This window comes from Streptomyces sp. TP-A0356 (assembly GCF_001417775.1).
Classification (GTDB): domain Bacteria; phylum Actinomycetota; class Actinomycetes; order Streptomycetales; family Streptomycetaceae; genus Streptomyces.
This window is the reverse complement of sequence record NZ_BBZJ01000035.1, coordinates 1-20,568: the sequence shown is the minus strand read 5'-3', so window position 1 is coordinate 20,568 and position 20,568 is coordinate 1. Positions and strand designations below refer to the sequence as shown.

Genomic DNA, 20,568 nt, shown 5'->3' with positions numbered 1-20,568 from the left:
GGTCACTCCCTTCCCGCCAGGGCGTCGCGGCGGGCGGACACCTTCTCCCAGGTGATCGAGTCGCTCGTGGTGATGATCCGGCCGCTGAACGAGGACATGATCGCCTCGAGCGAGCGGATCGCGTAGTCGGCGCCCAGGTAGGCGCGCAGGGTCTCCTGGGTGAGGGTGATGCGGTCCTCCGCCTGCACCCGGACGTAGGAGCCGCGGTCGATGACCTCGATCTCCTTTCCGGGGTTGTCGTCCTCGATCGCAGCGACGACCTTGTCGATCTCGTCCCCCATGCGCAGGATGGGGCCGACAGGATTCTTCACTTCGTTCCCTTCGGCAGGTCGTACTCGACGCGGACGTGGTCGTGCGGCTCGATTCCCGCCTCGGCCACCGTCATCTCCGGGGACAGACGCCGGCCGCGGTGGAAGACCACCTTCTCGTACGGCAGGGCCCGCACCCGCTTGCCCTCGACGTGGTACGCGACCGCCGCGGCGACCTCGCGGACGGTGTTCGCGGTGGTGACCGGCACCAGGATCTGGACGAAGTCGGTGGCGAAGATCGCGTTGAGCGGCACCAGCTGCGGTGGCTGGTCCCGCAGGTCGCGTTCGGCGGTGGCGTTGTCGGTCATGACTCCTCGCTCTCGGCCGAGGCCAGGGCCAGACCGGTCGCGGACCGGCCTACGTAGTCCTTGGTCCAGGCGGCGTAGTCCGGGTCGTCGCCCATCACGTCCGGGGTCAGGCCCATGTAGCCGAGAATGCCGCCGACGTCCATGGGCTGGATCTGGCCGGCCAGGAACCGGTCGATCACCGTCTCGTGATTGACGTTGTCGCGGTCCTTCCACCAGATCTGCCGACAGGCGTTGGTGCAGAAGTGGTAGGTCCTGCCGTCGTACTTCAGCGACCAGTCACGTACGCGCCAGCTGCCGTCGCGGGACTGCGTCGGGTTGCAGGCCGGCAGGTGGCACATGCTGCACAGCCAGGGCAGGGTCTCCGGCAGCGTCGCCTCGACGTTGTTGGCGTTGATGTTGTCGATGATGACGTCCCACTTGTCGCCGTAGACGCCCTCCCAGTTCGGGTACTTCTCACGCAGCCACTCACGCTCGTCCTTGCTCACCCCGGCCTTCGGCCGCCACCAGACGGTCGGCCGCCAGAACCACAGGCCCATGTGCAGCGAGTGGTGCCAGGTGTCGAGGCCGCGCATGAACTCGTCCCAGAACCAGGGCTTCTTCAGTCCGTAGTCCTGGATGGTCCGGATGTACTGGTCGATGATCCACTCTTCCATGAACTCCCGGTAGGACTGCTTACGGTGTTCCAGCGGGGTGTAGTAGTCCATGGCCGGGCCGGTGAGCGCGGCGAACGCGCGGGCGGAGCCCCAGAAGCTCTTCTCGATGACCCACTGGGCGCGCACCGGGTCGTGCTCGACCAGGATCTCCAGCGTCGGGCCGCCCTGCTGGGAGTGGCGTGCCTCGTCGGTCTGGATCGACGAGATCATGTTCGCGAAGTTGACATCGCCGGACTGCAGCGCGTCCGCCGACAGGGCGACGAACTGGAGGTTGGTGAAGCCGGTTTCGAAGGTGAACGGCAGCTCGATCGCCAGGTCGACGACGTTCGGGGCGATCATCATGCCGTCGAACAGGTTCCGCAGCGAGATCGGCACCCAGCAGTTGGTGTGGAACGTCTTCTGCGTCCAGTCGTACTGCGGGTCCTTGCCGATGAACTCGTGGCCGAAGAACGTGGTGATCTGCGAGTGCCGCAGTTCGTCCAGTTGACCGAAGGTGGCCATGTTCCGCCAGGCGCCGTTGAGCCCGAAGCGGGCCATCTTCAGCTCTCCCAGCACCGCGGCGTACTCGACGAGGGCGACCCCGCCGAAGTGCATCTTGGTGGAGGACTTCCAGCCCTCGTCGAGGGTGTCGAACGAACTGGACCGCTGCAGCGCCGCCTTCACCGCGTAGGCCGCGGACTCCTTCTCACGCTGGGTCGCCACGTACTCGGGGTAGGTGACCTTGTAGTCCTCCTCCCACTTCAGCCAGGCCTCCCGCGGCACCTTTCCGGTGCCGCTGTGCCATTCCGGATACACCGCCTCGTCGTCGACGTAGGAGAAGGTCCAGTCGACGTCGCGGACGAAGTGCTGCCACTCTTCTCGCCTCAGCAGGCTCATCTGATGTCCCTCGGTTCCTTCCTCAGTCGACTTCGAGATGCCCGAGCTGGGTGTTGATGCCGGCGTTGTTCCAGTAGGCCTTCACCTTGTCGATGAGTCCCGACTCGTCGACGTGGAAGAGGAACAGGTGGGGTTCGCGGAACTTCTTGCCCTGCGGGGCGGCCAGCGCCCACGCGATCTGCTGCGTGCCCCCGATGTCGCAGGTCACCACGACGTCACCGTGTTCGTTCGCATCGACGGTGTGCACCTCGTTGAACAGGTCGGGGAAGGAGTTGATCAGCCCGGTCCAGATGACCTTGCCGATCGTCCGCACCTTCCCGTCCCCGCGCAGCACGCGCTGCTTTCCCCACAGTTCGAAGGGGACGTAGGAGAAGTCGGCGTTGTCCGTGCACTTCTCGACCATCGCCTCGACGTCGTGGCGCCGGTAGGCGTCGAAGAAGTCGGCGACGACCTGGGCGGCGGTTCGACCCCGACTCGTCATGTCCGTGGTTGTCATCTTCGTCCTCACACGATCGCGATCTGGTCGACCCGTTTGACGGCGAGACGCCGGTAGAGCTGGCCCTGGCACCAGTACACGCCGACCGCTGTGATCAGCCCGGCGGCGACGGTGAACCGCCACGCCTGGTCGAGGTCGAGGTGCTTCTCCTGGTTGACCACCCCGAGGTAGTCGCGGGCCTGGGTCCCCTCGACCTTGAGCTCGACGGTGACCACGGAGCCCGTCGGGATGACGTTGAGCACGGTCACGCGCAGGTCGGGGAACGCGGTCACGACCTCGTCGAGGAGGCCGCGCAGGTCGTCGAACCCGCCGGCCCGCACGCCGAGCGGGAACACGTCGGCCTGTACCGAACCGTCCACTACGGACATCGCGGTCTTCACGTCACCGAGCTGGAACGCGGTGAGGAACGCCTGCACGGTCTGTTCCGGTGTCATGTCCACTCTCTTCCGCTCCTGGGTGTCGGTGGGCCGGGGGCGGCGCCTGAACAACCTCACCGGATGCCCAGCGCCTTCAGCACGGCATCGGCGGTCGCCTCGGTCGAGCCCGGGTTCTGGCCGGTGATCAGGTTGCGGTCGACCACGACGTGCGAGACCCACGCCGAAGGGGCGTCGTCGAACACGGCGCCGGCGTTCTTCAACGCGGCGTCCAGATACCACTGCATACCGATCCGGCCCGGCGCCGTCTGGTCCTCCTCCTCGTCGGTGAAGCAGGTCATGCGGTAGCCGTCGAACAGCCACTGCCCGTCCTCGCGCTCCGGCGCGGACAGCAGCAGCGCCGGGCCGTGGCACAGCGTCGCGATCGGCGCGCCCTTGTCGTGCAGGATCTTCAAGAGCCGTCCGGCGTCCGGGTTGTCCGCGAGGTCGACCATCGGCCCGTGCCCGCCCGGGGCGAACACCGCGTCGAACTCGGCGAGTCGGGAGTCGCTCAGGCTTGCCAGGGAGACCGGGGCGCGGAAGCCGGGGATCGCGTCGAGCTTGCGCTTGCGCTCGGCCGACAGCGCACGGGCGTCCTCCTCGAGTTCGTCCACGGCCGCCTGGATCTCCGCCCGGGACAGTCCTCCGTCGAGTGCCTCGGTGACCATCACCTCGGTCAGTTGGCGATCCTCGCGCCACGCGATCTTCGCCGCCTTGCTGACGAGCGCGTGCGCGCCGGCGGAGGTGGCACCGCGTTCCCTGAGCCGTTCGGCGATGCGGCGGACGGCGACCAGGCCCAGCTCCGTCGTGTGGTGCAGCGTGATCCAGATGTCGTCCGGGTCGTGGTGGAACGTACGGGTCACCGAGGCGAAGAAGTCCATGTCCTGCTCGGGAAAGTGGAAGAAGTACTCGAGCCCGTAGGGGTCGGCCGTCGGCGGCCGGCCGTCCGGAGTGAGGACGACGACGTCGGCTCCGGCGGCGACGAACTTCTCGTAGGGCTTGATGGCCTCCTCGGCGAAGTAGCCGGTGGGATGGGTGGCGCCGTCAGCGAGAGCGATCTCGCTCGCGCTCGAGACGAGATAAGCAATACGGGGCATGACAACTCCTGTCCAGCGGGGAGCGGCGACCGTTGAGGAACGGTATCGGCGCTGTCGCGTCCGCCGAATCAAAGATTCCTGCGGGAGTTGTGCGTATTCCGACGCGGCGACGGCGGAGTGTGCGGGATCCGGCTGAGCTGTACCGGATTCCGGTTGAAGAAGCCCGTCCGGCGGCATTGCGCGGTTACCGTCGGTCCAGGTTTCCTCATTCGGAACGAGGGACCTCCGAGCCATCCGGAGCAGAGAGGCTTTTCATGACACGCGTACTCTTCGCCGTGTCCGGCGTGGACTATTGGACGCTCGCAGACGGCACCCGGCACCCGTGCGGCTTCTGGCCCGAGGAACTGGCCGTCCCGCACGAGATCTTCCGGGGGGCCGGCTTCGACCTCACGATCGCCACTCCCGGCGCGGCCGTGCCCACCGCGGACGAGGCCGGCTTCACGGCCGCGATGAACGGCGGTTCCGAGGAGCCGGGCCGGCGCTTCCGCGCCTACCTGGACGGCATCGCCGACGAACTCCGCGCGCCGGCGGACCTGGACCGGGTGGACGTGGCTGCTTTCGACTTCGTCTTCGTGCCCGGCGGGCACGGCCCGATGGAGGATCTGGCCGTGTCCGAGGCGTTCGGCACACTGCTACGCGAGTTCACCGAGGCGGGCAAGGCCGTGGCGGCAGTGTGCCACGGCCCCGCCGCCTTGCTGCCCGCCCGGGACGCGAGCGGGAACTGGCTGTTCGCCGGCCGCCGAGTGACCGGTTTCAGCAATGCGGAAGAGGCACAGGTGGGCTTGGCGGAGAAGGCCGCCTGGTGCCTGGAGGACCGGCTTCTGAGCTCCGGCGGCAGGTTCGAGCAGAGCGGTACCCCGTGGCAGCCGCACGTCGTGGTGGACGGAAACCTCTGCACCGGACAGAACCCGGCGTCCTCCGCCCCCCTCGCCGACCGGCTCGTCGCCGAGCACGCGCCGCTCGGCGCGGCTCGCTAGTGCTGTGGCCGGAAAGGTTTGCCGGGAAGCTCGCGGCGTCCGGTGCGGTGCATCGCAAGGCGGAGCGTCGCCCGCGTACTGGATGTACTCGGGCGATGCGACAACGCGGCGAGGTGCCGTGCCGGGCGTCGCGAGCCGGTGAACCTCTCCGGTCGCAGCACCAGCAGCGCCGGGGTGCCCTTTCTCCGGGCACCCCCGCCCGGCGCGCTCACGCTTTCCGCACACGCAGGCCTCTCTTGAGCGAATCGAGGTCGCAGTACGCACGGGGACTGGCGCCGAACCGGTCGCGGAACTCGTTGATGAAATGGGAAGTGCTCGAGTAGCCGACCGCGCGGGACACCTGCGTGACGCTCAGCTCCCCCTCGAGCAGCAGCTCCCGCGCACGGTTGAGCCGCATCTCCTTCACGAACCGGTACGGCGACTTCCCCGTCACGTCGCGGAACAGATGGGAGAACGCCGACGGACTCAGCGCCACCCGCTCCGCGAGGTCACTGACCGTCAGCGGCTCCGACATGTTCTCCTGCACGTATGAGATGACCTCGCTGAGCGGATTGCTCGCCACCTCCGTGGCCGCCACTTCCAGCAGCCGGGCATACTGCTCCGCCTGCAGTACCCGGTACACCATCTCCTGGAGGTACACCGGGGCCAGCACGCGCCGGTCCGCTCCGGTGTCGGTGGCGCGGAGGAACCGGACCATCGCGCCCACGAGGCTGCGGTCGAGCGGGGTGACGAACGCGCTCTCGGGTTTTCCCTGCGGTGGCCGGCCGAAGGTCGTCGTGCGCCGGTCGAAGATGTCGGCCGAGATGCGCCGCACCAGGTTGGGATCGATCTGCAGCACCAGCGACAGGAACGGCTTCACCTGGGTGGCTTCGAGGATCTCGGCGGTGAAGTGACGGCTGTTGCTCAGCACGAGGTAGTTGAACGCGTCGTAGACATACTCCTGGTCGTCGACCACGACGGACTTCCGGCCCTGCGCGACGATGCACAACGACAGCGACTTCACCTCGTCCCAGTGAGGCGCGGTCGGCTGGGTGAACCGATAGAAGGTCAGCCCCGGCCAGCCGCCCGGGTTGCCGCCGATCTCCGGGGCCCGGGTGCGGATCTCCGCGAGCAGGTCTCCGGGTGTGTGAGTCTCGTCGAGCAGGTGAAGCGCATCAGTCACGGTCGCGTTCCTCCGACGTCATCGACGGGTACGACCCCGGCCTCGAGGAGGGCGTTCGCGCTACCCGTAACGGCAGGTGGCTCAGAAGCTACGACAACGCTGCGGCTGTGACGATGCCGGTTACCGCTGAATTACTGCGGGTTCCACCGGCGTTGCGCGACGCAGCGCCGACCGCGAGCGAACGCCCCGGTCGGACGTCGCGCCCCCAGCCGCCTCACCGGGACCGTCCGGCGCGGGCCCGCGCCGGGAGTGGAACGGGGGCGTAGTGATGGCCACGGCCCCATCCATTCGGATTTGTCGGGGCCGCCACGAAGTGCGCACCTGGCGATATCGGCGACCGGCTCTCCGCCCGGCCCGCGTTCTCGCATCGAATGGGCATATTCGCAGCAGGATTCCGCATAGCCGTGAAGCAGCCCGACGGTTAGTGTCCTTCCGCGGTAAGGGGCCATCAGTGTCTCGAGGTTTACCCGTATGCGGCCCCGGGAGATGAAGAGGTATCGATGAGCGTCGAGAACCGCCCGAGGATCGAGGGCGTGCACCACTTTTCGCCGACCGTCACCGACATCGACCGCAGCATCGAGTGGTATCAGCGCGTCTTCGGCCTCGAACCTGTTCCGGTGAAATTCCCGCATTACGAGGACGAGGACGCGGGGTACGCCGTCCTGTTGACCGACCCCCACTCCAACATGGCGATCGGCTTGCACCATCACGACGAGAACGCCGGCGAAGGCTTCGACGAGCGACGCACAGGGCTCGACCACATCGCGTTCTCGGTGGCCGGCCGGGACGAGCTGACCTCGTGGGTGAGCTGGCTGGACGAGCTCGGCGTCGATCATTCAGCCATCACCGACATGACCGAGCCGTTCCGCTATTCGGTCCTGGTGTTCCGGGATCCCGACAACATCCAGCTGGAGCTCTTCACGCTGGGTTGAGCACACCCTCCCGGCAGCCGCCCGAGGCGCCGGGCGTCGTCCCGTTCGTCAACAGGTCAAGGAGGCCATCCATGCGAGCCGCTCTCGATGCCGGATTGGCTGCCCTGTCGTTCGAGCCACTGACCCCGACCGCATACCTCGACAGGGCGGCAGCCGCGCACGGTGATCGGGTCGCGGTGATCGACGGCGACCAGCGCTGGACGTACGCGGAGCTGCACCGTCGCTGCCGACAGCTGGCGGGCGCGCTCCACCCGCTCACCGGCGGCCGCCCGGTCGCCGTACTCGCTCCCAACACCCACGTACTGCTCGAGGCGCATTTCGGCGTGCCCTGGGCGGGGGTACCACTGGTCGCGATCAACACCCGCCTGTCCGCGGGCGAAATCGGTTACATCCTCGGCCATTCGGAGGCCGCCGTACTCGTCTACGACCCGGCGCTCGAGCCCCTGGTCGGCCCGGCGCTCGCACGGGCGAACACGGCGCCGCTCACGATCAAGGCGGGGCCGGAGTACGAGGAGCTGCTCGCCGGCGCCGCTCCTCGTCAGGCGAGGGCCGACGACGAGCGGTCCCTGCTGTCCATCAACTACACCTCGGGCACCACCGGCATGCCGAAGGGCGTGATGTATCACCACCGTGGTGCCTACCTCCAGGCGCTGGCGATGGTGGGGCACACCGGGCTGTCGCCGTCGGCGGTGCATCTGTGGACGCTGCCGATGTTCCACTGCAACGGCTGGTGTTTCCCGTGGGCGGTGACGGCGGCCGCCGCCACTCATGTGTGCCTGCCGAAACCGGAGCCCGCCGAGGTATGGCGGCTGATCCACGAAGAGGGGGTCACCCACCTCAACGCCGCTCCGACCGTCCTTTCCATGCTGGCGTATGCGCCGGAGGCCGAACCCGTCGCCACGACCGTGCGGGTGGCGACGGGAGGCTCACCGCCCAGCCCGGCGATACTGCGCCGGATGCGGGAACTCGGCTTCGAGGTGACGCATCTCTACGGGCTGACCGAGACGTTCGGCCCCGCGATGATCTGTGACTGGCGTCCGGAGTGGAACAGCCTCGACGCGGGCACGCAGGCCCGGCTCAGGGCGAGGCAGGGGGTCGGGAACATGATCTCGTGCCAGGCCCGCGTGGTGGCCGAAGACGGCTCGGAGGTTCCCGCCGACGGGCGGACCCTCGGCGAGATCACGTTGCGAGGGAACAACGTCATGCTCGGCTACTTCAAGGACGAGATCGCCACCCGGCGTGCCGTGCCGGACGGCTGGTTCCGCACGGGCGATCTCGGGGTGGTCCATTCCGACGGTTACGTCGAGCTGCGGGACCGGAGCAAGGACGTGATCATCTCCGGTGGAGAGAACATCGCCTCCGTCGAGGTGGAGCAGGTGATCGCCGAACACCCTGCGGTGCTCGAGGTGGCGGTCGTCGCAAGGCCCGACGAACGCTGGGGCGAGGTACCCGCGGCCTATGTGACGCTGCACGACGGGGCCGTGGTGACCGAGGACGAGCTGATCGCGTTCGTCCGGGAACGGCTTGCCCGGTTCAAGGCGCCGAGAACGGTCGGCTTCGGTCCCCTGCCCAAGACCTCCACCGGCAAGATCCAGAAGTACCTGCTCCGGGAGGAGTCCTGGGCGTTGGACAGGCCCTGACCAACGGCTGCCGGGAGGGAACGGAGGCCGGCTGAGAGTGCCGCATCCCGCGCACACTTGCACCGGGAGCTGTCGCGGCCGCGCGCTGATCGGCGACGATGTGGGCGGCGCCGGCCAGATCCCCGTAGGGTGGCTGCGGCAAGCGGGGCGAGTGGGAGGTGCACGGTGGTTTCGACGGCTTCGGCGCAGGAGGGGGAACCCGAAGGCGACGAGGTGGCAAGTCAGGGGCAGCGGTGGCTGGTGCTCGTCTACCGGGTGCCGAGCGAGCCGACCCGGCTCAGGGCCGCGGTGTGGCGCCGTATCAAGGGCCTGGGCGCGATCTATCTGCAGAACTCGGTGGCGGCCTTCCCCCGGACCGTCGCCGCGGAGCGGGCGCTGCGTGTACTGCGCAAGGAGATCATCGACATGGGGGGCACGGCCCAGCTGCTCGGCTCCGAGGTGCTCGCCGGGGAGAGCGATGTCGCCGCCGCGTTCAACGCCGCCCGGGACGACGAGTACGAGGAGATCATCGACCGTTGCAAGGACTTCCTGGAGCAGGTGGAGAAGGAGTACCGGGCCGACCACTTCACCTACGCCGAGCTCGAGGAGAACGACGAGGACCTCACCAAGCTCAAGAACTGGTTCGCCAAGGTGCGCAAGCGCGACCTGCTGTCGGCGTCCGGCCGCGCGGAGGTGGAGGCGGCGCTGAAGCGGTGCGAGCAGGTCCTGGAGGAGTACGCCGCACGGGTCTATCTCGAGGAGGGCGAGACCCGCTGACCGCCGCCGGAGGCGGGCGGGCCGGCATGAGGCGGAGCGGGTCCGCGTCATGCCGGCTCGTTGCTCCGGCGGACCGCTACGCGCCGCGGGTGGCCCGCCTCAGCGACACCCCCAGCAGCGCCACCACCGCGACCGGTACCAGCCACCACGCCGGGACGTCACCGATGACAAGCAGCGCGGTGACGCCGAGCGCGAGGACCACGCCCACCGGGACGGTCCAGTCGTCGCCGACCAGGAAGTCGTACCAGAAGCGCAGGAAGCGCGTGATCGGTGTCATGAGGCCGCTCCGGCGTTCTGGGTGCGGGCCGCCACGCCGGTGCGGCGGAGCAGGGCCACGTAGGCAAGGGACACGGCGAGGACCCCGGGGACAAGGACCAGCAACGCGGCGTCGGCGCCCGGCCATTGGACCCCGGCGCCTTCGGCACCCCAGAAGGTGCCGAAGGCGGTGAGCAGCACACCCACCGCGAACTTCATGGTGTTCTCGGGCACCTTGGCCAGCGGCGCCCTCACCAGCAGGCCGACCGCGACCACCAGCACCACGGCGGCGGCGGCCCCGAGCGAGGCCGTCCCGATCTGGCCCTGGACGGAGCCGAAGGTGATCACGATGAACGCCACCTCCAGGCCCTCGAGGAGCACACCCTTGAACGCCAGAGTGAAGCCGTACCAGTCGGTGACGAAGGCCCGGCTCTCGTGGGAAGCGGTCTCGGCGGCCGCGACCTGCTCCTGGTAGATCTTGTCCTCGTCGTGCAGCGCCTTGTACCCCGACGCCCGCAGGATCGCCTTGCGCAGCCACTGCAGCCCGAAGACGAGCAGCAGTGTGCCGATCACCAACTGCATCGCACCGATCGGGATCCGGCCGACGGCCGGCCCGAGCACGGCCACCACGACCGCCAGGACGAGCAGCGCCGCGCCGACGCCGAGCAGGGGCGAGCGCCAGCCGCGGGTGACACCCGCGGCCAGGACGATGGTGAGTGCCTCGACGGCTTCCACCGCGCAGGCCAGAAAGACGGCGAGGACCAGTGCAGTCCCGCTCATGTGTTCCTCCAATGGTTATCGTGCGTGCGACGCGTGTGCGGGGTGGTCGGACAGAGCACGTCCGGCGCTGGGGTAGGCGAAACATCCGCCGGTCTCCACGGTCAGCGTGACGGTCTGGCCTCGCGGCCAGGCCCGCTGGTCGAAGACCCCGCAAAGCAGCGACCCGTCCGGGAGTTCGACGACGTGGTCGTACCCCCGCCCCCGATAGGCGGTGTCCTTGATGAAACCGGTGAGCGTGCGCTCCGCCCCGGCCGCGTCCGGGCGGCCGATCCGCAGGGCGGCGGGTCTCATCAGCAGATCCACCGACGCCCCGTCGGCCGGCCTGGTCGGCGCGTGGGCCACGAGCGTGCGGTCCAGCACCCGTACGTGCACCGCGCCGTCCTCCGCGGCCCCCGCGACCGTGGCGGACAGTTCCCCGGACAGGCCGGTGAACCGCGCCACGAAGGGCGAGGAGGGCCGGGAGTAGATGGATTCCGGAGTGCCTTGCTGCACCAGCCGGCCCCCGCGCAGCACGCTGATCCGGTCGGCCAGCGCGAACGCCTCCGACTGGTCGTGGGTGATGTAGATCGTCGTCGCACCGGTCTCCCGGGCCAGCGTGGCGATCTCCACACGAAGCCGTTCCTTGAGGTCGGCGTCCAGATTGGACAGCGGCTCGTCGAACAGCAGCAGGCTGGGGCGCCCGGCCAGGGCGCGGGCCAGGGCGACGCGCTGCTGCTCGCCGCCGGACAGTTCGCCGGGGTGACGCTGTGCGTAGCCGCCCAGCCCGACCCGCTCCAGCAGCGCGCCGACCCGTGCCGTCACCTCCGCCCGATCGATCCCCTGCCTGCGCAGGGCATAGCCGACGTTGTCGGCGACGGTCATGTGCGGCCACAGGGCGTAGTCCTGGAAGACCATGCCGAGGTTCCGCCGCTCCGGCGGCACGCACACCCGCCGGTCGGCGAGGACCCGGTCGCCGAGCAGCACCCGGCCCTCGTCGACCCGCTCGATGCCGGCGATCACCCGCAGCAGCGTGCTCTTGCCCGACCCCGACGGACCCAACAGGACGTGGAACTCGCCGGCCTCGACGGTCAGCGAGACGTCGTCGAGGACCGTGTGGGGGCCGTACCGCTTGACCACCCGGTCGATCTGCAGCCGGGTTGCCCCGGCACTGGTTTCGGGTTTCACCGTTGTTCCAATCGATGCCAGCTGGACGGGGCGACGAGACGGAAGGTCAGAAGTACGAGGGCGATGACGAGAAGGACGCCCGCGCAGGCGATCACCAGCGAGGCGGTGCCGGTGCCGAAGTCGTAGTTGACGATCAGACTGGTCACCGCGACCGACAGCGGCTGCCGACCGGGGGGATACAGCATCGAAGCGAGCGGTAGCTCCAGGAACCGGTCGCCGAAGGTCAGCAGCCACGTCCACAGCAGCCCTCGGGACAGCAGGGGCAGGACGGTCGTGGCCCAGGTCCGTGCCGGTCCCGCGCCATGCACCCGCGCCGCCGCGAGCATGGAGTCCTGCACCTGCGCGAACGAACCCGCCAGCATCCGGGACGCCCCCGGCAGGGCGCCCGCGAGCAGACCGATGGCCAGCAGCGTCAGGGTGCCGTAGAGGTGGATGCCCAGGACGTTCATCAGCGGCAGGTTGTACGTGAAGATGTAGCCGGCGCCCAGCACGATCGAGGGCAGGGCGACGGCCCCCAGCAGGAGCAGGTCCAGCACGCCCGCCGCCCTTCCGGCCCCGGTACGAGCGCTGCGGGAGAGGAAGCGGGCCACGAGCACGGCGCCGATCAGCGCCGCCGTCGCGGTGACGGCCGCCAGTTGAAGGGACAGCAGGAGCGGCTCGAGCAGGTTGGACTGCTGGAAGACCTGTCGGTAGTTGTCCAGCGTGAAGCTGTGCGCCGTCACGGTGCCGAAGGGTCCGAGCATGGAGGCGGAGACCACCCCCAGAGCCGGTACGGCGAGCGCGAGCAGGAAGAAGAGGCCGAGACCCAGGGCCGCCGCCGAGCGTCGGCCGCTCAGAGGCACCCGGGCCGTGAAGCGGGTACGCCCGGACAGCACCGCGTAGGACCGGCCGCGGGTCGCCCTGCGCTGCGCCAGCATGGCCAGCACGATCAGCACCATCAGCAGCCAGCCGACCGCCGCCGCCGTCGGGTAGTCCGCGGGGAAGTTGGTCACGGCGCCGGCGAGGGCGTAGGTGGCGATGGGGAAGTGCGCGTCCGCGGCGAGTGTCGCGGCCACGCCGTAGTCGCTGATGGCCTCCGCGAAGACGATCGCGACGGCGGCCCACAGTCCTGGGGCGAGCATGCCGAGCGTGATCCGGAGCCGGGAGCGGGTTCCCGCGCCGTGCACCCGCGCCGCGTCCTCGAAGTCGCGGCCGAGTCCGGCGACGGAGCCGGAGACCGCGAAGAAGGCGAAGGGCACGCCGCGGCTGCCGAGGACCCAGATCACCCCGAGCGGCCCCATCACCAGGTGACGCAGCCAGCCGACGTCGATGCCCAGGAGCTGAGTGAGGACCCCGTCCGGTTCCACGAGGCGGGTCCAGCCGAGCGCCTCGAGATAGGACGGGGCCAGCAGCAGGGCCCAGATCGCCACCCGCCACAGGCCGTCACCCGGGACCTTGGTCCGGCCCAGCAGCAGCGCCAGAGCGGTGCCGACCGCCGCGGCCAGCACTGCGGCGCCCGCTCCGGTGAGGGCGGTGTCCAGCAGCGCCCGCAGCATGCTCCCGCTCAGCGCGGAGCCGAAAGGGGCCAGGGTGAACCACGCCGAGCCCTGGCCGAATGTCCTGGGGCTGACCGCGACCAGCAGGAACCCTCCCACCGGCGCCAGCAGCACCAGCCCGGCGGCGGCCCCGGCGAGAGGCCCCGCCAGGGCGCGCACGGCCGGGCCGGCCCCGCCGAGCCGTGGCTGCCCCGACCGGGCTGCACGCTTCGGCCCTGGCCGGCCGGCCGCCTCCCGAGGGCCCTGGCCCCGGTCGGCCGCCAGAGCCGGGGCGAGCCTGTTCGTCGTCATGCCGCTACTTCGCGATGTTCGCGGTGAACCACGAGTTGATCTCCGCTTCCTTCGGGCCCCAGACGTACGGGTCGACCGTCTGGTACTTCACCGAGGACAGCGCGGGCACGGCCGGAAGCGGCGAGACGCCCTGGATCACCGGCCAGAACAGCGAGTCGCCGGTCGGGTTGCCGTTCTTCGCGGCCTGCTGTCCGGCAGGGCTGAGCACGAACTGCTCGAACTTCTTCGCTTCGGCCTGCACTGCGGCGGGCGCCTTGGCGTCGATGGCCATGACACCCGGCAGCAGGCTGACGCCGTCGACGAAGGCAGTCCTGAGGTGGGGGTCGTTCACCTTCTTGGCCGCGCCCAGGCCGGCCGAGCTCTGGACGAGGGCGATGTCGATCTGCCCGGTGGCGAGCGCGTGCAGCGTGTCGCCGTTCGTCTGGAAGACGTGCAGCCCGTTCGCCTTGAGCTTGGTGTAGTAGTCCTTGCCCTGGGACTCGCCGCCGAGCTTGTTCATCATTCCGGCCACGAACGGGTAGGTCGGCCCGGACACGGCGGGGTTGTTCATGCCGACCTTGCCCTTCCAGGCCGGGGTCAGCAGGTCCTGCCAGGAGGTCGGCGGCTTCGGCGTCTTGGTCGTGTCGTAGACGATGGTGCCGGCCATGGTCGCGCCGGACGGGGTGTAGCTCCTGTCCTTGGGCAGGGCGGCCCGGCCTGCCGCGTTGAAGGTGACGGACGGGCTGTAGCCCTTCAGCAGCTGTCCCTGGTTGTCCAGCGCCGCCGCCCACTCGGCACCGTCGGCCCACAGCAGGCCCCACTGCGGATTGGCCCTCTCCGCGGCCACCTTCGCCAGCAGCGGTCCCGTGCTGTCGTCCACGACCTTGGTCGGGATGCCGGTCGCCTTCTGGAAGGCGTCGGCCACCGGCTGGTCGTAGCCCATGGCCGAGTAGAGGACGAGTGTCGGCTTGGCCGTGCTGCCGGCCGCCCCTGACGTGGTCGTCGAACCGCATGCGGTCGCGACCGTCATGGCAGCGGCCGCGACGGCCGTCCACGCCGCCACTCTCCTGCTTGCCCATGTGACCATGGTGCACCTTCTCCTCTAACCATGAGAGCTCATCGATCGTAACAACGGTTAGAAAGAGTTGATGGCGTTCGTTACGGGCAATGTGGTGGGCGATGACTGGGATCGGAACAGCGTGTGATCGGCGTGGAAAGCTTCGCGGGTTGCGAAGGCGGCGATGCGCCGCCGAGCGTCGTGTACCTGGCGCCGTGGATCTACGGCCTGGTCAGTGATTCACGGCGGTCACTGCTGCCGACGGGCGACCGCGAACGGTGATCGAGCACGCCCACCGGCGGATCCGCCCCCTGGGAGCGACCGCGCATCCCACCGCGTCCAGCATCAAGGCTGTGACCTGAGCGGATGATGTATCGGCAACCGCAAACCTGCGGGCGACGCCGCTTACCGCCCCCGCCCCCGCGCCCGTGTCGAGGCTCCAGAGAATACGGTCGTGAGCCGCCGACTGGAATGCTGCACCCAGGTCTATCCCTGGCGTGATCTTGCCATCATAATGTCCCGCATGGTGCGGGTGGGACTTGTTGACGATCACCCGGTGGCACGGCGAGGTCTTGCAGCCATCCTGGCCGAGGACGCGCGGGTGGCAGTGGTGGGGACGGTCGCCGATCCGGCCGACCTACCGGATCCGGGATCGTTGGACATCGTCTTGTGCGACCTCTACCTGGGCACGGATTTCCCCGCCGTGGCCGAAGTCCGCCGACTCGCTGCCCAGACATCGGTGTTGATGATTTCCGCGGCCAGCCGGCCTGCGGATGTGCTGGCGTGCATCATCGCCGGTGCGTCAGGTTACGTCACCAAGGACAGTGACGAGGAGGTGCTGCGCGCCGCCGTGCACGTCGTCGCCGAGGGCGAGTTCTATCTGTCGCCGCAGCTGGCCGGGATGGTCGATGCGGCCGCCAAGGGGGCCAATGCGTCCGGTGGAACTTCTCCTCTCACAGCGCGGGAGGAGGAGGCACTTGGCTGGATCGCGCGGGGGCTGACGCATCAGCAGACCGCGCGGAGGATGGGCGTGCAGACCTCCACCGTGGACACCTACGTCAAACGCATCCGGGCGCGCTTGCACCTGGGCAACAAGGCGGAACTGGTCTGGTTCGCACGCAACCTCTTCGAGGGGGGCGGCCCTGACCGGCAATAGAGCGCACGGCGATGTGCCGCGCGAGCGCGGGTGGGCCGGTGCAGAGCCATGGCAAGCCAGTCATACGATCCGTTTGGGGGACGCGAGCCGACGCGTGGCGCGCCTCGAGGGCCGCGCTCTCTTGGCGACTCGCGGCGCGGCCCTGCTCAATGTCGCCGTCGCGCTGGGTACGGGGTTACGGGAAGGTGTGATGCCGCCTTTGGCCGCGGCACTGGCAGCGGCCCTCCTGGCCGAGTCGGCAGCGCTGGCATTGATCGGGGTCAGGCACGGCGGTCGTCTGCCGGACTGGGTAGGGGGGATCGACACGGCGGTGAGCTGCGCTGCTCTGTCCGTCAACGCGGCACTGGTTGCGGGGCCGGAGATCCATACATGGGGCTTCTTCGCCTATCCCTACAGCTTGGTCGCTTCCTGTGCCTGCGGATTGTTGCTGCGCGAGGCGTGGCGGGTGTGCGCGGCGTCGGGCTGCTTGGCCGTCGTGTATCTCGTGTCCGACCATCTCGCAAGTGGACAGCCATGGTGGAACGCGGTGCCCAATGCGGGTAGTTATCTCGGGATCGGGCCCGTGACCTGGCTGGTGGTACGGGAACTCCGGCGAATGGGTGCGGAACTGGACGCCTCCCGGGCCGTGACCGTGGAACTGGCGCGCTCGGGCGCCGTCGTGGAGGAGCGCACCAAACAGGCCCGGCTGCTGCACGACCGGGTGTTGCAGACTCTGGAGACGCTGGCGCAGGGGCGCTGGGTCTCCGATACGTGGATGCGCAACCAAGTGCGCGCAGAGGCCGGCTGGCTACGATGGCTGATCGATCACGGACCGGACAGCGTGAACTTGTTCGCCGGCTCCGCGGGAGCGGATTTCGCGGCCGCCCTGCACGCGCTGGCACAAGAACGAACCCGGCAGGGCCTCAAGGTCTCCGTACAGGTGCCACACGACGCGCAGGCTCACTTCGCCGGCGTACCCGACGAGGTCAAGGATGCGCTGCTGGCCGCCTGTCACGAAGCTCTTACCAACGTGGTCAAACATGCCGCGACCGATCGGGCCACGCTGGCCGCCGCTGTGGAGCGGGGCTGCCTTCGAGTGAGCGTCGTCGACCAGGGAGTGGGCTTCGACCCTACGGCGCGGCCTGAACGCATCGGTCTGCAGCACTCGGTCCGCGGTCGGATCGCCGACATCGGCGGGACCGTGGAAGTAAGCAGCGCCGTCGGCGAGGGCACCGTCGTGGAACTGCGCGCTCCGCTTCCGTAGGCGTCGTCGGCCCAGGTGGTCCGTGCTGGTTCCCAGATGGGGAACCAGCTGGAGGCGAGGACGCCGTTCGGGATTACCGCCCTGCCATCCCTTTCGGCCGTATCCCGGCTGACCCTCCTCCTCAGCCGACGGCCGTCTCCCGCTCGATCTCCGGCCGCCGTCGCAACACCTTGCGAGTGGCATTTCGTCGGTAGCGCACCGTCCGTTCGGGAGCCCCGGAATCGGCTCGGACTGCCACCCTGTCCCCGAAACCGGGGACAGCGCGCCCATGGCGGCACGTTGCTGAATGGCTTACCAATTGACTGTGGAACACGCCCCTTCGCAGTCGCTCCCTTCCTTGCCCCTGCCCCGAGAGGACCACCGTCGTGCAGACGTCCGACTTGGCCCGTCGCGTCATGGCCGCACTGTCCATCGGGCCGGCCTCCTTGCACAACGAAGCGATCCCATGTGACCTGTTGGACCGGCACGCCGGCCTGCAACACGCCTGGCAGTCCTGGCGTGAGCATCCCGCCCGACTGGAACGAGCTACGGCCCTCCGTGTGGCCCTGGACGAGGCACTGGGCAGGGACCCGGAACTGCGCACCTGGGCCTGGGCATTGACCAGAGAGGAGAAGCACCGTGCCGTGGAGCCCGATTCTGCCGAGCCTGTGCACATGACGCCAGTGCGACCTCGACCCACCGAACCTCCGCCCACTGCCTTCACCCCACACGATTGACCGCCGCGGTGAGCGCCGCCGTGCTGGTCCTCAAAGTGCTCCGAGTTCCGTTCCGCGCCGCTCCTCAACATGCAGGGTGACAGGGAAGTCTGCGATGTATGCCAACGTCCTGGCCGACAGATTGCTCACCGCATTGACCAGAGATCCTGAGGGTGTGCGCGTGCCCGACGACGTCGCTCGGCGGCACGGCGAGATCATGAGGCGGTGGGCCGAGTGGAACGCCGGTCCAAGCGCCGGCACCCGGCGACGCCTTCTGACGGCGCTGGAACAGGCGCTCGCCGGCGATCCGCTGTTGCGTGATGCCGTACGTGCTGGCGCAACAGGGAGTCTCTGGCGCGACATCGCGGCGGGCGGTACTCCCGTAGCCGCAATCCCGTTGCCGAAGCCAGCAGCACGGATGGGCGTCGCATCGCAGTCGGCACCTCTTGGCCCGGGCGGTGTTCCGCGACCACCGGCCTACCCTCCTCCCCCGTCCGCGTCGGTGCTTTCCGCGAGTTGGCGGATACCGGAAGCACGTCACGGCATGGCGTTCGCCGCTTATCTCATCGCTCTGGCCGTCTTCGGGTTGAGCCCTTTCGGTGGCGCACTTTTGCTGATCGCCGCTTGTGTGGCAACGCTCGGCGTCGTCATCCACGTGGGAGTCCAGTGGGCGCAGGCCGTTCTGTTCGTCCTCGGGGTGGTCCTCGCGCTCGCGGGAGCCGCCGGGATGATCGGCGTATTCGGAGAAGACGCCACAGCTCTCAGGGGCACGGCCTTGGCAGTCGATGCACTGGTCCTTGGCCTGGGGGCCGCCGTGCTGCCCTTCAACCGGGATGCCCGGCGGCCACGTCACCCCGTCGCTCAGCAGGCCGCCGTCGCCACCGCCCATGGGAGCCCGGCGAGTGTGGTGGTACTGGCCATGCTCGTCGCTCTCGTCGCCGCACTCACCTTGGTGTCTCGTGCCGGCTCCACGGCTGTTCTCGGAGCCGTTCTTGCCGCTGACTCGTCGGGCTCGCTCGGGAACCGGCCCTCCATCGGACTGGGCATCCTGCTGTCCTGGACAACCGCACTGGCGCTGGCGGCATGTGTTCCCGGTGCGCTGCGCGGTGCCCTGTGGGCGCGCGCCCTGCTGAGCTGGCTCGTCGTGCTCTCTCTGGCGCAGGAGGCAGCCGCCTTCATGGCGGTCCAAGTCCACTACGGTGAGTTCTTCGCCCGGTACGCCATGCCGGTGCCTGGTCAGCCGCTCGTCTCTCTGATCGTCGTCGCCATTCAAGTGTGGTGCCTCTACGTCCTGCGCGTGTCCGCCACGGCCGCCGCACACTTCGCCGGTCGCTGATCGGGCTTCGCCCGGGGCCGCCTCATGACGGCGCAGACAGGGCTCGGACATACCGCATTCATTGTGGTCGCGCTTATGCGTCACCTTCGCAAGTGATAACGCGACTCGACGTGGGCGATTGCCGCCCCGGCGGCAAGACACCGACGGGAGATCATCTGTGACCGAAGCACGGCCCGTGACCGCTGACCCGGAGATGTTCGGGGATTACGTGATCCGGGGCCGCCTGGGAGCCGGCGGCATGGGCGTCGTTCACTTGGCGGAGGCTCCTGGCGGAACCCTCGTAGCGCTCAAGATCATGCGTCCCGAGCTTGCCGACGACCCCGGCTTTCGAAGCCGGTTCGCGCGGGAAGTGAGCGCAGTCCGCGCTGTCGAGGGACCCCACACCGTCCAGGTGCTGGAGGCGGGCACCGACGGTGACCGGCCCTACCTCGTCACGGAGTATGTCGACGGCCCGTCGCTGGCTGACCGCATCGCGGAGGGACCGCTGCCGACGGAAGAGGTCCTGTCGCTGGCTCGGTCTCTCGCGGTGGCGCTGGCCGACATCCACGCGGCGGGCGTAGCCCACCGCGATCTGAAGCCGTCCAACGTACTACTGGGTCCCGACGGCCCCAAGGTCATCGACTTCGGCATTGCCCAGATCGCGGACGCCACCGCGCTCACACGCACGGGCATGGTCGTGGGCACTCCGGGCTATCTGGCGCCCGAGCAGGTACTCGGTCAAGCCGGCCAGCCGGCAGACGTCTTCTCCTGGGCGCTGACGGTGACTCATGCCGCGACCGGCCGACCGCCGTTCGGCACTGGGCCCGCGGACGCGGTGATGTACCGCGTGCTGAACACCGCGCCGGATCTTGACGGTCTGCCCATCCAGCTCAGAACCGCCGTGCACGCGGCCGTCCGCAAGAACCCCGCCGAACGGCCCCCGGCCGCGAGCCTCGTCGGGCTGCTCGAGCGTGATGACGAGCCCACTGCCCCGTACACGGCGGCGTCCATGAGACACACGCACTCCGACGCGTCGGTGGCCCGAAAGAGGCGCGTGTGGCCGCTCGTCACAGCGGTTGCGCTGCTGATTGCGGGCGGGACGGCAATAGCCTCGTACGAAGTCACGGCGGCCGGCACGCGGAGCCGTGCCGGGGCACACCCCACTACCCACGCCACGGCCCGTGGCGCTCGGACGGCGTCCGATGCGTCGGCCGCCACGAAGGTGCTCACCTTCTCGCCATGGGGCATTGGAAACAGCAGCGGCGGTCCGGCGCCGGGCGTCCGAGTCGCCGCCGTGCGCCACGGGACATGCACGGGTGGCTCGACTTTCGGCTCACGCGGCGACGCCTACGCCTGCTCGGACGACGACTACACACGTCTCGACCCGTGCCTGGCAGATCCTGTGTCCATCAGTCCGGACCTGTTGTGCTGGGACGGATCTCTCACCAAAGTGATCAGGCTTCAGGTCGACAAGCCGCAA

At 69.0% G+C, this 20,568-nt stretch carries 21 protein-coding genes; 9 read left to right on the top strand and 12 right to left on the bottom strand.

The window, feature by feature from the left end; genetic code table 11:
- Positions 1 to 2: 2 nt before the first annotated feature.
- The 6 genes from ASC56_RS33485 to ASC56_RS33460 are packed head-to-tail and all read right to left on the bottom strand — an operon-like array spanning position 3 to position 4,151.
- Positions 3 to 311 carry an MmoB/DmpM family protein gene (locus tag ASC56_RS33485; RefSeq protein WP_055495367.1) on the bottom strand — a complete coding sequence of 103 codons (309 nt, stop codon included), beginning with the start codon at positions 309 to 311 and terminating at the stop codon, positions 3 to 5.
- The gene (locus ASC56_RS33480; protein WP_055495366.1) at positions 308 to 616 is read right to left on the bottom strand and encodes a toluene-4-monooxygenase system B family protein; all 309 of its coding nucleotides are present in this window, start codon (positions 614 to 616) and stop codon (positions 308 to 310) included. The genes ASC56_RS33485 and ASC56_RS33480 overlap by 4 nt, the downstream gene beginning before the upstream one ends.
- A complete protein-coding gene (locus ASC56_RS33475) occupies positions 613 to 2,145 on the bottom strand; it encodes a toluene monooxygenase (RefSeq protein ID WP_055495365.1) in 1,533 nt (510 codons plus the stop codon). Before ASC56_RS33475 ends, ASC56_RS33480 begins: the two co-directional genes overlap by 4 nt.
- 22 nt (positions 2,146 to 2,167) lie before the next feature.
- Positions 2,168 to 2,626 (bottom strand): nuclear transport factor 2 family protein, encoded by a 459-nt coding sequence (locus ASC56_RS33470; protein WP_199836139.1) that lies wholly within the window; start codon positions 2,624 to 2,626, stop codon positions 2,168 to 2,170.
- A gap of 23 nt (positions 2,627 to 2,649) precedes the next feature.
- Positions 2,650 to 3,075 carry a nuclear transport factor 2 family protein gene (locus ASC56_RS33465; RefSeq protein WP_055495363.1) on the bottom strand — a complete coding sequence of 142 codons (426 nt, stop codon included), beginning with the start codon at positions 3,073 to 3,075 and terminating at the stop codon, positions 2,650 to 2,652.
- Between the two features lie 56 nt (positions 3,076 to 3,131).
- Positions 3,132 to 4,151 carry a type 1 glutamine amidotransferase domain-containing protein gene (locus tag ASC56_RS33460; RefSeq protein WP_055495362.1) on the bottom strand — a complete coding sequence of 340 codons (1,020 nt, stop codon included), beginning with the start codon at positions 4,149 to 4,151 and terminating at the stop codon, positions 3,132 to 3,134.
- Positions 4,152 to 4,405: 254 nt separating this feature from the next.
- Here ASC56_RS33460 and ASC56_RS33455 point away from each other — a divergent pair, with 254 nt between their 5' ends.
- A complete protein-coding gene (locus tag ASC56_RS33455) occupies positions 4,406 to 5,128 on the top strand; it encodes a type 1 glutamine amidotransferase domain-containing protein (RefSeq protein ID WP_055495361.1) in 723 nt (240 codons plus the stop codon).
- A 208-nt stretch (positions 5,129 to 5,336) separates the two neighbouring features.
- On the opposite strand, the gene ASC56_RS33450 is transcribed toward ASC56_RS33455, so the two are convergent.
- Positions 5,337 to 6,290 (bottom strand): AraC family transcriptional regulator, encoded by a 954-nt coding sequence (locus tag ASC56_RS33450; protein WP_055495360.1) that lies wholly within the window; start codon positions 6,288 to 6,290, stop codon positions 5,337 to 5,339.
- Between the two features lie 500 nt (positions 6,291 to 6,790).
- Between ASC56_RS33450 and ASC56_RS33445 the strand changes: the two genes are divergently transcribed.
- From ASC56_RS33445 to ASC56_RS33435, 3 genes are all read left to right on the top strand, one after another.
- The gene (locus tag ASC56_RS33445) at positions 6,791 to 7,222 is read left to right on the top strand and encodes a VOC family protein (protein ID WP_055495359.1); all 432 of its coding nucleotides are present in this window, start codon (positions 6,791 to 6,793) and stop codon (positions 7,220 to 7,222) included.
- Positions 7,223 to 7,293: 71 nt separating this feature from the next.
- A complete protein-coding gene (locus ASC56_RS33440; protein ID WP_055495358.1) occupies positions 7,294 to 8,862 on the top strand; it encodes an AMP-binding protein in 1,569 nt (522 codons plus the stop codon).
- A gap of 213 nt (positions 8,863 to 9,075) precedes the next feature.
- Positions 9,076 to 9,618, top strand: coding sequence for a Chromate resistance protein ChrB (locus ASC56_RS33435; protein ID WP_055495357.1), 543 nt, complete (start codon positions 9,076 to 9,078; stop codon positions 9,616 to 9,618).
- Between the two features lie 76 nt (positions 9,619 to 9,694).
- On the opposite strand, the gene ASC56_RS33430 is transcribed toward ASC56_RS33435, so the two are convergent.
- The 5 genes from ASC56_RS33430 to ASC56_RS33410 are packed head-to-tail and all read right to left on the bottom strand — an operon-like array spanning position 9,695 to position 14,709.
- On the bottom strand, positions 9,695 to 9,895 hold the full coding sequence (locus ASC56_RS33430) for a hypothetical protein (RefSeq protein ID WP_055495356.1): 201 nt from the start codon (positions 9,893 to 9,895) through the stop codon (positions 9,695 to 9,697).
- Positions 9,892 to 10,653 carry a COG4280 domain-containing protein gene (locus ASC56_RS42435; protein ID WP_055495355.1) on the bottom strand — a complete coding sequence of 254 codons (762 nt, stop codon included), beginning with the start codon at positions 10,651 to 10,653 and terminating at the stop codon, positions 9,892 to 9,894. The genes ASC56_RS33430 and ASC56_RS42435 overlap by 4 nt, the downstream gene beginning before the upstream one ends.
- Positions 10,654 to 10,668: 15 nt before the next feature.
- Entirely contained in the window at positions 10,669 to 11,817 is a 1,149-nt protein-coding gene (locus ASC56_RS40865; RefSeq protein WP_055495354.1) for an ABC transporter ATP-binding protein, read from the bottom strand.
- Entirely contained in the window at positions 11,814 to 13,643 is a 1,830-nt protein-coding gene (locus ASC56_RS40210) for an iron ABC transporter permease (RefSeq protein ID WP_055495353.1), read from the bottom strand. The genes ASC56_RS40865 and ASC56_RS40210 overlap by 4 nt, the downstream gene beginning before the upstream one ends.
- A gap of 4 nt (positions 13,644 to 13,647) precedes the next feature.
- Complete coding sequence (locus tag ASC56_RS33410) at positions 13,648 to 14,709, bottom strand: ABC transporter substrate-binding protein (protein WP_063785042.1); 1,062 nt, start codon at positions 14,707 to 14,709, stop codon at positions 13,648 to 13,650.
- A gap of 114 nt (positions 14,710 to 14,823) precedes the next feature.
- Between ASC56_RS33410 and ASC56_RS40860 the strand changes: the two genes are divergently transcribed.
- The 5 genes from ASC56_RS40860 to ASC56_RS40205 all read left to right on the top strand — a co-directional run.
- Positions 14,824 to 14,961: a hypothetical protein gene (locus tag ASC56_RS40860; protein ID WP_159039767.1), complete on the top strand. Its 138-nt coding sequence runs from the start codon at positions 14,824 to 14,826 to the stop codon at positions 14,959 to 14,961.
- Between the two features lie 172 nt (positions 14,962 to 15,133).
- Positions 15,134 to 15,835, top strand: a complete 702-nt coding sequence (locus ASC56_RS33405; RefSeq protein WP_159039766.1) for a response regulator transcription factor — start codon at positions 15,134 to 15,136, stop codon at positions 15,833 to 15,835.
- 94 nt (positions 15,836 to 15,929) lie between these two features.
- Positions 15,930 to 17,078, top strand: coding sequence for a sensor histidine kinase (locus ASC56_RS38825; protein ID WP_159039765.1), 1,149 nt, complete (start codon positions 15,930 to 15,932; stop codon positions 17,076 to 17,078).
- A gap of 810 nt (positions 17,079 to 17,888) precedes the next feature.
- Positions 17,889 to 19,109 carry a hypothetical protein gene (locus ASC56_RS40855; RefSeq protein WP_159039764.1) on the top strand — a complete coding sequence of 407 codons (1,221 nt, stop codon included), beginning with the start codon at positions 17,889 to 17,891 and terminating at the stop codon, positions 19,107 to 19,109.
- A 175-nt stretch (positions 19,110 to 19,284) separates the two neighbouring features.
- A partial coding sequence (locus ASC56_RS40205) for a serine/threonine-protein kinase (protein WP_234377179.1) occupies positions 19,285 to 20,568 on the top strand: 1,284 nt, incomplete at its 3' end.

Bases quoted from the DNA above. Each gene is read 5' to 3' on its own strand.
- ASC56_RS33445 (WP_055495359.1), top strand. From the start codon at position 6,791: ATGAGCGTCGAGAACCGCCCGAGGATCGAGGGCGTGCACCACTTTTCG.
- ASC56_RS33470 (WP_199836139.1), bottom strand. From the start codon at position 2,626: ATGACGAGTCGGGGTCGAACCGCCGCCCAGGTCGTCGCCGACTTCTTC.
- ASC56_RS33475 (WP_055495365.1), bottom strand. From the start codon at position 2,145: ATGAGCCTGCTGAGGCGAGAAGAGTGGCAGCACTTCGTCCGCGACGTC.
- ASC56_RS33410 (WP_063785042.1), bottom strand. From the start codon at position 14,709: ATGGTCACATGGGCAAGCAGGAGAGTGGCGGCGTGGACGGCCGTCGCG.
- ASC56_RS33480 (WP_055495366.1), bottom strand. From the start codon at position 616: ATGACCGACAACGCCACCGCCGAACGCGACCTGCGGGACCAGCCACCG.
- ASC56_RS33440 (WP_055495358.1), top strand. From the start codon at position 7,294: ATGCGAGCCGCTCTCGATGCCGGATTGGCTGCCCTGTCGTTCGAGCCA.
- ASC56_RS40210 (WP_055495353.1), bottom strand. From the start codon at position 13,643: ATGACGACGAACAGGCTCGCCCCGGCTCTGGCGGCCGACCGGGGCCAG.
- ASC56_RS33430 (WP_055495356.1), bottom strand. From the start codon at position 9,895: ATGACACCGATCACGCGCTTCCTGCGCTTCTGGTACGACTTCCTGGTC.
- ASC56_RS33460 (WP_055495362.1), bottom strand. From the start codon at position 4,151: ATGCCCCGTATTGCTTATCTCGTCTCGAGCGCGAGCGAGATCGCTCTC.
- ASC56_RS33465 (WP_055495363.1), bottom strand. From the start codon at position 3,075: ATGACACCGGAACAGACCGTGCAGGCGTTCCTCACCGCGTTCCAGCTC.
- ASC56_RS33455 (WP_055495361.1), top strand. From the start codon at position 4,406: ATGACACGCGTACTCTTCGCCGTGTCCGGCGTGGACTATTGGACGCTC.
- ASC56_RS40855 (WP_159039764.1), top strand. From the start codon at position 17,889: ATGTATGCCAACGTCCTGGCCGACAGATTGCTCACCGCATTGACCAGA.
- ASC56_RS42435 (WP_055495355.1), bottom strand. From the start codon at position 10,653: ATGAGCGGGACTGCACTGGTCCTCGCCGTCTTTCTGGCCTGCGCGGTG.